At 70.7% G+C, this 9,488-nt stretch carries 10 protein-coding genes; all 10 read right to left on the bottom strand.

Features of this window, described 5'->3' with window-relative positions:
• Window positions 1–29 precede the first annotated feature (29 nt).
• Window positions 30–632, bottom strand: coding sequence for an ATP-dependent Clp protease proteolytic subunit (locus NUV38_RS07165; RefSeq protein WP_055965072.1), 603 nt, complete (start codon window positions 630–632; stop codon window positions 30–32).
• The gene (locus NUV38_RS07160) at window positions 629–1,216 is read right to left on the bottom strand and encodes an ATP-dependent Clp protease proteolytic subunit (RefSeq protein WP_257728512.1); all 588 of its coding nucleotides are present in this window, start codon (window positions 1,214–1,216) and stop codon (window positions 629–631) included. The genes NUV38_RS07165 and NUV38_RS07160 overlap by 4 nt, the downstream gene beginning before the upstream one ends.
• Window positions 1,217–1,365: 149 nt before the next feature.
• A complete protein-coding gene (locus NUV38_RS07155) occupies window positions 1,366–2,139 on the bottom strand; it encodes an SDR family oxidoreductase (protein ID WP_257728465.1) in 774 nt (257 codons plus the stop codon).
• Between the two features lies 1 nt (window position 2,140).
• Window positions 2,141–3,343, bottom strand: a complete 1,203-nt coding sequence (locus NUV38_RS07150; protein WP_257728464.1) for a phytanoyl-CoA dioxygenase family protein — start codon at window positions 3,341–3,343, stop codon at window positions 2,141–2,143.
• Between the two features lie 47 nt (window positions 3,344–3,390).
• Window positions 3,391–4,179 carry a TIM barrel protein gene (locus NUV38_RS07145; RefSeq protein WP_257728463.1) on the bottom strand — a complete coding sequence of 263 codons (789 nt, stop codon included), beginning with the start codon at window positions 4,177–4,179 and terminating at the stop codon, window positions 3,391–3,393.
• An 8-nt stretch (window positions 4,180–4,187) separates the two neighbouring features.
• The gene (locus tag NUV38_RS07140; protein WP_257728462.1) at window positions 4,188–5,186 is read right to left on the bottom strand and encodes a Gfo/Idh/MocA family oxidoreductase; all 999 of its coding nucleotides are present in this window, start codon (window positions 5,184–5,186) and stop codon (window positions 4,188–4,190) included.
• Complete coding sequence (locus NUV38_RS07135; RefSeq protein WP_257728461.1) at window positions 5,183–6,343, bottom strand: Gfo/Idh/MocA family protein; 1,161 nt, start codon at window positions 6,341–6,343, stop codon at window positions 5,183–5,185. The genes NUV38_RS07140 and NUV38_RS07135 overlap by 4 nt, the downstream gene beginning before the upstream one ends.
• A gap of 142 nt (window positions 6,344–6,485) precedes the next feature.
• On the bottom strand, window positions 6,486–7,358 hold the full coding sequence (locus NUV38_RS07130; RefSeq protein ID WP_257728460.1) for an ATP-binding cassette domain-containing protein: 873 nt from the start codon (window positions 7,356–7,358) through the stop codon (window positions 6,486–6,488).
• On the bottom strand, window positions 7,355–8,389 hold the full coding sequence (locus NUV38_RS07125) for an ABC transporter permease (RefSeq protein ID WP_257728459.1): 1,035 nt from the start codon (window positions 8,387–8,389) through the stop codon (window positions 7,355–7,357). Before NUV38_RS07125 ends, NUV38_RS07130 begins: the two co-directional genes overlap by 4 nt.
• An 87-nt stretch (window positions 8,390–8,476) precedes the next feature.
• The gene (locus NUV38_RS07120; protein WP_257728458.1) at window positions 8,477–9,433 is read right to left on the bottom strand and encodes a sugar ABC transporter substrate-binding protein; all 957 of its coding nucleotides are present in this window, start codon (window positions 9,431–9,433) and stop codon (window positions 8,477–8,479) included.
• Window positions 9,434–9,488 lie beyond the last annotated feature (55 nt).

Raw genomic sequence — 9,488 nt, 5'->3', positions numbered from 1 at the left:
GTGCACACGTGGCGGCGTCGGCCGGAGCCTCAGGCGGCGGGGACCTTGAGGGTCTCGAAGATCCCGTCGATGATGCCGTACTCCTTGGCCTGGTCGGCCGTGAGGATCTTGTCGCGCTCGACGTCCTTGCTGACCTCCTCGGGCGTCTTGCCCGTGGCGTCGGAGATCATCTTCTCCATCAGCTCGCGCATGCGGAGGATCTCGTTGGCCTGGATCTCCAGGTCGGAGATCTGACCGCCCGTGCCCTCGGTGTAGGGCTGGTGGATGAGGATGCGGCTGTTCGGCAGGGCGTAGCGCTTGCCGGGGGTGCCGGCGGCGAGCAGCACGGCGGCGGCCGAGGCGGCCTGGCCGAGGCAGACGGTCATCACGTCGGACTTGAGGTACTGCATCGTGTCGTAGATGGCCGTCATGGCCGTGAACGAACCGCCCGGGCTGTTGATGTACAGCTGGATGTCGCGGTCGGCGTCCATCTGCTGCAGGCAGAGCAGCTGCGCCATGACGGCGTTGGCGACGTCGTCGCTGATGGGCGTGCCCACGAAGATGATGCGGTCCTCGAAGAGCTTGGCGTAGGGGTCGATGCGGCGGAACCCGTAGGACGTCCGCTCCTCCCACTGCGGGATGTAGTAGCTCATGCGTTCTTACCCACTTCCTGGGCGCTCTTGATGACCTGGTCGATGAAGCCGTAGTCCTTGGCCTGGTCGGGGGTGAACCAACGGTCGCGGTCGGCGTCGGCCTCGATCTGCTCGATCGTCTGGCCGGTGTGGACCGACTGCAGCTCGTTGAGCTGCTTCTTGAGCAGGATCGACTGCTGGGCCTGGATCTTGATGTCCGAGGCCGAGCCGCCGATGCCGCCCGAAGGCTGGTGCATCATGATCCGCGCGTGCGGGAGCGCGTACCGCTTGCCCGGTGCACCGGCCGCGAGCAGGAACTGCCCCATCGACGCGGCGAGGCCCATGGCCACGGTGGCGACGTCGTTGGAGATGAACTGCATCGTGTCGTAGATGGCCATGCCCGAGTCGACCGAGCCGCCCGGGCTGTTGATGTAGAGGAAGATGTCGGCGCCCGGGTCCTCGGCGTTGAGCAGCAGCATCTGCGCGCAGATCGCGTTGGCGTTCTGGTCGCGCACCTCCGAACCGAGGAAGATGATGCGCTCGCGCAGCAGGCGCTGGTAGATGTGGCCGTCGAGGTCGGACGGGCCGACGTCGGTGCCGGCCATGCCCTGCACCGACTGAGCCTGGCCCGTCGGGCCCTGGGTGGTGGCGTCTGGTGTGTTCACGTTGTCGACCCTAGAGGGCGAGCGGTCGCGAGACACGCGTGAACACGCCCTGTTCGCTGACAGCGTGACGCGTCCCCGTGCCCCGGACCTCAGTCCGAGGCGCCGGGCACGGTCTGGTCCCAGTCCATGACCGAGCCCGTCACGACGCCGCTCTCGTCGCTCAGCAGCAGCACCACGATGCCGGCCGCGTCCTCCGGCGACGCGAGCCGGCCGGCCGGCAGCCGTTCGGCGGCACGCTCCCGCCAGTCGTCGCCCGCGTCGTGGAACCGGCGCTGGATCGCGTCCTCACCGTCGGAGTCGGTCCACCCGATGTTGACGCCGTTCACGCGCACGCGGTCGAAGCGGTGGGCGTACGCGGCGTTCTTCGTCAGGCCGGCGAGCCCGGCCTTGGTGGCGGCGTAGGGAGCCAGGTGCGGCTGGCCGCCGTGCGCGCTCATGGTGAGCACGTTGACCACCGCTCCGGGCTGCCCGCGCCGGACCATGTCGCCGATCGCGGCCTGCATGAGGAAGAAGGGACCACGCAGGTTCACCGCCACGTGCTGCTCGAACATCTCCGGCGTGGTGTCGAGCACGCTGCCGCGCTCGGTGAAGCCTGCCGCGTTGACGAGGCCGTCGATCCGACCGTGCGCCGCCACCGTCTCGGCGACCGCCCCGCGGCAGGCCTCGACGTCGGCGACGTCGCACACCACGAAGCGCGCATCGCCGAGCGCCGACAGCTCCTCGGCGGCGCGGGCCCCGACGTCGGGACGACGTCCGGTCACGACCACGCGCGCACCCTCGCGCAGGGCGAGACGCGCGATGGCCAGGCCGATGCCCTGCGTGCCGCCGGAGACGAGGACCACCCGGTCGTCGAGACGCCCCATGTCAGGCACCCTCGATCGGCGCGGTCCTGCGCCGGTCGGCGTACGCACCGAGCGACGTCGCGACCTGGTCGACGGACCAGCGGGCCGCGAGCGCCTGCTCGAGCACCTCGGTCTGCGCGAGCGGGGTCATGCCGTCGACCGGCTGGTCGAGGTCGAGGTTGGTCGGGAACGGGTAGCCCTCCGCGACCGCCGCGACGACGTGGTGCAGCGCCTCGGTCGACCAGCCGGCGTCCTGGCGCTCGAGCAACGTCGGGTAGACGGCGGTGGCGGCCCTCGCCCGGTCGACCGCCTCCATCGCCCGACCGAACGCCGACGAGACCTGCAGCAGGTTCGCGACCCGCTGCACGTCCGCGGACACGTTGGTCCCGGCTCCGTGGAACAGCGCCGGGTTGAAGAACACCGCGTCCCCCTTGACCAGGGGCAGCTGCACGTGGTGCTCCTCGAAGTAGGCGCGGAACTCCGGACGTCGGTAGGCCAGGTAGCCGGGCCCGTACTTCTGCGAGTGGGGCAGGTAGAGGGTGGGGCCGCTCTCCACGGGCATGTCGACGTGGGCGACGGCGCCCTGCAGCGTCAGCACCGGCGACAGCAGGTGCACGTGGGCGGGGTAGCGCGCCGTGAGCTCGTCGGACAGGAATCCCAGGTGGTAGTCGCGGTGCGGGTCCTGCGCCACGCCGCCGGGGCGGACGACGTTGACCTGCGAGGTCACCTGGTAGCCCGGCCCGAGCCACGCGGTGGAGACGAGGGCCAGGAGGTCGTTGGCGTAGTAGTCGACGAAGGTGCCCGGGTCGCCCACGGCGAGCTTCTCCAGGGCGTTCCAGATGCGGTCGTTGGCCCCGGGCTTGGCGAAGTGGTCGCCGGCGGCACCTCCCGACGCCTTCTCCGCCGCGATGACGGACTCGAACGCGGCGGTGGCCCGGTCGACGACGGACAGGTCGTCCCAGGCCCCCTCGAGCACGACGATGCCCGGTCCGTCGGCGAGCGCGTGGACGATCTCGGCGCGGACGGCGTCCTCGCCGTCGGGGGTCGACGCCGCTGCGCGCAGGTCGGCGGCGCCGTACACGACGACACCCTGCTCCACGCGGTCGGCGTGGCGATAGGCACCGGGATCGGTGGGCGCGGACACCAGCGCGGTGAAGTCGTCGAGATCCACGTCGTCGGGCGTGAAGCGGGCTCGGCGGGAGGCGGACGAGGTCGGCACGGTCATGGCTGCTCCTGCGGATCGGTCGGCGCCCGGGGTCCCCGGGCGGTGGTTCAGACGGTGAAGGCCTCGCGGAACGCCTCGAGGGCGCGGTCGCTGCCGTCGACCGAGGCGTCGCTCGCCCAGGCCTCCATGGCCACCACGCCGTCGTAGCCGGCGTCGGCGAGGGCCTGGGCCACGAAGGACCAGCGGACCTCGCCCGTGCCGGGCTCGCAGCGGCCCGGCACGTCGGCCACCTGCACCTCGCCGAGGTACGGGGCGGCGCGGCGCACGAGCTCCACGAGGTTCCCCTCGCCGATCTGGGCGTGGTAGAGGTCGAGGTTCATCCGCAGGTGCGGACTGCCGACCGCCTTCACCAGCGCCAGCGTGTCGGCGGCCCGCGCGAAGGGCGTGCCGGGGTGGTCGACCTCGAGGTTGAGGTTCTCAATCACGTAGGTGACGTCGTGCCGCTCGGCCAGCTCTGCCACCCGCGAGAGCGTCCTCACCGCCGCGAGCCACATGTCGCCGGTGACGACCTCGACCGGCCGCACCGGGATGCCGCCCTCCCCCAGTCCGGTGCCGTGGATGTTGAGCGACGGGCAGCCGATCCGCTGGGCGAATCCGATGGACTCCTCCGCCGTCCGGAGCAGGTCGTCGGCGCCGTCCTCGGTGACGAGGTCGCCGGTCACGTAGCCGGTCATCGACGTGAACCGGGCGCCGGTGGCGACGAGGGCGTCGGGGTCCTTGGCGGTCCAGTCCCAGATCTCGGCGGCGAACCCCCGCTCGTGGATGCGCCGGACACGCTCCAGGTGGGGCAGCTCCGTGTAGACCATCTCGGAGCAGATCGCGAGGGTGAAGGTCATGGCGGTCCTCAGGCGTAGAGCGCCGGGCGCTCGGGGACGACGACGGGCTCGCGCGAGCCGGACTCCAGGGCCGCGACGCCGGAGGCCGCGACCAGGTTGGCCGCGAAGCCGTCCCACGCCGACGCCCCCACGACCTCGCCACGGAGCGACGCGTCGACCCAGGCGGAGAGCTCCAGGCGGTAGGACTCGATGAAGTGCTCGACGAAGTCGCTGCCGATCGCGGTGCTCCCCTGCCCGCCGATGCGACGCACCACCGGGTGCCGCGGCTCGAGGGTGGCCGACCCGCCGTCTCCGACGACCTCGACGCGGACGTCGTAGCCGTAGGCGGCGTTGCAGTAGACCTCCGCCGTGATCATCTGGCCGGCCGCCATCCAGATCGTGGCGACCTGCGGGTCCTTGAAGCCCTCGACGATCGGCGACTCGACACGGATGGCCGCGATCTCGTCGTCGAGCAACCACCGGAAGGTGTCGAACTCGTGGATCATCGAACCGGTCACCAGCGTGGACGAGTCGGTGCTCGTCGCGTTCGTGGCGTTCCGGTGGATCCCGTGCACGAGCTTCACCTGGCCGAGCGACCCGTCGGCGACCGAGCCCTTGAGGCTCACGAAGCCCGGGTCGAAACGGCGGTTGAAGCCGACCTGGACGAACCGACGACCCGCCGCGACCTCGGCGTCCACGACGCGTCGCGCGTCGTCGGCGGTGACCGCGAGCGGCTTCTCGCACAGGACGTGCTTGCCGGCCTCGATGCCCGCGATCGCCAGGTCGGCGTGGGTGAAGTCGGGCGAGGCGATCACGAACGCGTCGACGTCGGCGACCAGCGCCTCGGGCGACGACGCGGCCTCACCGCCCACCTCGGCCGCGACGGCCTGGGCACGGGCGGTGTCCATGTCGAAGACCCGGGTGACCTCGGCGCCGGGGACGCTCGTGGCGAGCGTGCGCACGTGCGCCGCTCCCATGGCACCGGCGCCGACGACGCCGACCTTCAGTCGGGTGGTGGAGGAGTTCACAGGGAGACCCACTTTCGTTCGTCGGAGGACAGGATCATGGCGTCGAGCACCCGCGCCGCGGCGAGCGCGTCGTGGATGGTCGCGCCGACGGGCGTGCCGGTGGCGATCGACTCGACCAGACGTCGGGCCTCCACCACCTTCAGGTCGTCGAAGCCGACCGGATTGTTCGTCCCGGGCTGGAAGGCACCGATCTCGCCATCGCCCGGACCCGCGTACTCGGTGGCGTAGAAGGTGTCGGTGTAGGCGTCGTCGCGCGCCGACGCGACGTGCAGCTCGTTCATGCGACGGAAGTCCCACGCGACGGCGCCGCGGGTGCCGTGGACCTCGAAGCCGTAGGTGTTCTGCTCCCCCACGGCCACGCGACTCGACTCGAGCACCGCCCGCGAGCCGTCGGCGAGGCGGAGCAGGGCGCTCACGTAGTCCTCGTTCTCGACGTCGCCGAGCGCGCCGGCCCCCTTCTCGTAGTGCATCGCACCCGGCACGGCCTCGCGACGCTGCGCGATGAAGGTCGCGCGGTCCACGACGAGCTCGGCGACCGGCGCCACCACGTACCCGAGCAGGTCCGTCGCATGGCTCACGAGGTCGCCCAGCACACCGGAGCCCGAGAACTCGGTCCGGAAGCGCCAGGACAGGGCCGCGTCCGGGTCGGCGGAGTAGTCGGCGAGGAACCGGACGGTGGAGTGCTCGATCTCGCCGATGGCCCCCGACGCGACGATGCGCCGGGCCCGCTCGACGGCCGGCACGTTGCGGTAGTTGAAGCCGGCGGCAGCCTGGACGCCGGCGGCCTCGACCGCGGCCACGATCTCGGCGGTCTCCCCGGCGTCGCGGCCGGCGGGCTTCTCGACCCAGAGGTGCTTGCCCGCCCGCGCCGCGGCGACCGCGACGTCGCGGTGGATGAAGTTGGGTCCGGTCACGCAGACGAGGTCGACCTCCGGGTGCTCGACCAGCTCGCGCCAGTCCGAGAGGAGGTGCTCGAAGCCGTACGCGGCGGCGGCTCGCGCCGTCCGGTCGTCGGGGGCGTTGTCGGCCACCGCCACGAGGCGGGGGCGCAGCGCCGTGTCGGGGTAGTGCTGGACGAGCCGGGTGAGGGCTCGGGCGTGCACCTGTCCCATCCAGCCGAAGCCGACGACGCCGACGCGCAGCTCGGGTGTGCTCACGGGGTCCTGCCTCTCCGCCGTCGGCGACGGCGATCGTTCGTGGGGTGCCGGGTGGGGCTCGGCGTGCGGATGCACCTGGCGCGGGCAGCGCGACGCGGTCGGCCGGGTCCCCCTGGCTCCCGGTCGACCGCGCGGTCGAGGGTCAGGCCTCGGCGGCCATCTCCTGCGCGACCTCGCTGTCGTCGCCCATCGTGCGGGCCAGCTCGTGCGCCAGGGACTCCAGCTCGGCGCCGCCGGCCATCATCGAGGTCAGCTCGTCGAGCGTGATCTCGGACTTGGCGTAGTCGCCCATGCTCTTGCCGCGACGCAGCAGCATGAAGCGGTCGCCGACCGGGTAGGCGTGGTGGGGGTTGTGGGTGATGAACACGACCCCCAGGCCTCGCTCGCGGGCCTTGGCGATGTACTTCAGCACCACACCGGACTGCTTGACGCCCAGGGCGGCCGTCGGCTCGTCGAGGATGAGGACCCGGGCGCCGAAGTACACCGCCCGGGCGATGGCGACGCACTGGCGCTCTCCGCCGGAGAGCGTGCCGATCGGCTGCTCCACGTCGCGCAGGTCGATGCCCATCGCCGCGAGCTCGTCGCGCGTGGTGCGCTTCATGAAGTCGACGTCGAGCTTCTTGAACGGCGCGACGCCCGTGCGGACCTCGCTCCCGAGGAAGAAGTTGCGCCACACCGGCATGAGCGGCACGACGGCGAGGTCCTGGTACACCGTCGCGATGCCGGCGTCGAGCGCCTGGCGCGGGTTGGAGAACGACGTGGACTCGCCGTCGACCACCAGCGTCCCGTCGGTGTGCTGGTGCGCACCGGCCAGGATCTTGATGAACGTCGACTTGCCTGCACCGTTGTCACCGAGCACGCAGGTGACCTCGCCGGCCTTGACCGTGGTGGAGACGTCGGACAGCGCGATGATGTTGCCGTAGCGCTTGCCGATGTCCTGGACCTCGACGATCGTCGTGCCGCGTGCGGGCGGCTCCGTCGTCGTGACGGTGGACTGCGTGGACTTGTTGCTCATCGGGACAGCTCCGCTCGCTTGCGTACCCATTCGTTGAGGAGGACCGCTCCCAGCAGCATGATGCCGAGGAACGCCCGGAGCCAGTTGTTGTCCCAGCCCGAGTAGACGATGCCCTGGTTCGCCATGCCGTAGATCAGGGCGCCGAAGGCCGCGCCGATCGCCGAGCCGTAGCCACCCGTGAGCAGGCAGCCGCCGACGACGGCACAGATGATGTAGATGAACTCCTGGCCGACGCCCGTGTTGGACTGCACGGTCGACGTCGTGAACAGCAGCAGCATGCCGACCAGCCAGCCGGCGCCGGCCGTGGTCATGAAGAGCCCGACCTTCGTCTTGAAGACGGGGACACCGACCTGCCGTGCGGAGACCTGCGCCCCACCGACCGCGAAGATCCAGTTGCCGACGCGCGTGCGCAGCAGTACCCAGGTGGCCACGGCGGTGATGGCCAGCCACCACCAGACGGACGCGAAGACCGCACCGCCGGCGATGTCGACCGACGAGCCGAAGACGGCCTTCGGCTGGTCGTAGAAGGGCACCTGGGCCATGCCCTGGATCGCCACCTGGCCCGTGAGGGCCTTCGTGAGGGCCAGGTTGATGCCCTGGAGGACGAAGAACGTGCCGAGCGTGACGATGAAGCTCGGCAGCCCCGTCCGCATGACGATCACGCCGTTGAAGAAGCCGACCGCCAGCGCGAGGGCCAGCGAGACGAGGATCGCGGCCCAGATGTTGAGGCCGTACTCCGTGCAGAGGATGCCGACCGCGAGCCCGGTGAACCCGGTCATGGCGCCGGCCGAGAGGTCGAACTCGCCGCCGATCATGAGCAGGGCCACGGCGACGGCCATGATGCCGATCGTCGACGCCGAGCGCAGCCAGGTGCTGGCGCCGCTGGAGGTGGCGAAGGCGCTGGTGGTCAGCGCGAAGAAGCTGAAGATGACGATGACGGCGACGAGGGCGCCGATCTCGGGCCGCTTGAGGAGCTTGGTCAGCGTCGACGTCTTGGCGACGCGTTCATCGGCGACGGAGGCTGTCGTCATGGTGTGGGTGCCTTTCGTGGAGGGTGGGCGGCGGGGGCCCGGACGACGTCGGTGCGTCCGTTCGGGCCCCCGCCCGTGACCGCTGCGTCAGCGCGTGCCTTCCTCGGCGAACTTCGCGACGTCGGCCGCGTTGTCCTTCGTGACGAAGGCGGGGCCGGAGTTGATCGGCTGGCCACCGCCGACGTCGTTGCCGTTGATGCTCTTGAGGTAGAGCGTCGTGACACCCAGGAAGCCCTGGACGTAGGGCTGCTGGTCGACGGCGAACAGGATCTTGCCGTCCTCGATGTTCTTCACGACGTCGGCCGAGAGGTCGAACGTCGCGACCGTGGCGTCGCTGCCGGCGGCGTCGACGGCCGAGACGGCGTCGATCGCGTACTGGCCACCGAGCGTCAGCACGACGTCGATGTCGCTGTCGGCCTGCAGCTTGGAGGTGATGGTCGAGGTGACCGCGTTGTCGTCGGTGCCGTCGACCTGGAGGTTCTCCATGTCGCCGCCGAACGTGCCGGCGGCCGCCTTGCAGCGCTCCTCGAGACCGACGTTGCCGGCCTCCTGCACGACGCAGATGCCCTTGGAGAGGCCCTCCTCCTTCAGCCGCTCGCCGACGGCCTCGCCGGCGATGGCCTCGGACTGGCCGATGTGCGTGATGGCGCCGAACTCCTGCCAACGGTCGATGCCCGAGTTGATCGAGACGACCGGGACCCCCGCGGCGACGGCCTTCTTGATGCTGCTCTCGAGACCGTCCGGGTTGGCCATGGAGACGACGATGCCGTCGACCTTGTCGGCGACCGCGCCGTCGATCAGCTGCGACTGCTTGGCCGGGTCCGGGTCGTTGCTGTAGTTGATCTCGACGCCGTAGTCCTTGCCGGCCTGCTCGGCACCGCTCTTCACCCGGTCCCAGAACGCGTCACCGGGGCTGGAGTGCGTGATGACCGCGTACGTGAGGTCCTTGGACTCGGCCGTGTCGTCCTCCTGGCCGGTGCCGCTGCACGCCGCCAGGAGGGCGCCGGCGACGATGACCGCGCCGGCGAGCTTGAGCTTCTTCATGCGGGGGTTCTCCTGTTCTCGGGGCCTGCGGGTCAGGCCCTTCGTGACCTCGTCA

Origin of the sequence: Aeromicrobium sp. 50.2.37 (assembly GCF_024655735.1) — a bacterium.
GTDB lineage: Bacteria > Actinomycetota > Actinomycetes > Propionibacteriales > Nocardioidaceae > Aeromicrobium.
This window is presented reverse-complemented; position numbering and strand designations above follow the sequence as displayed.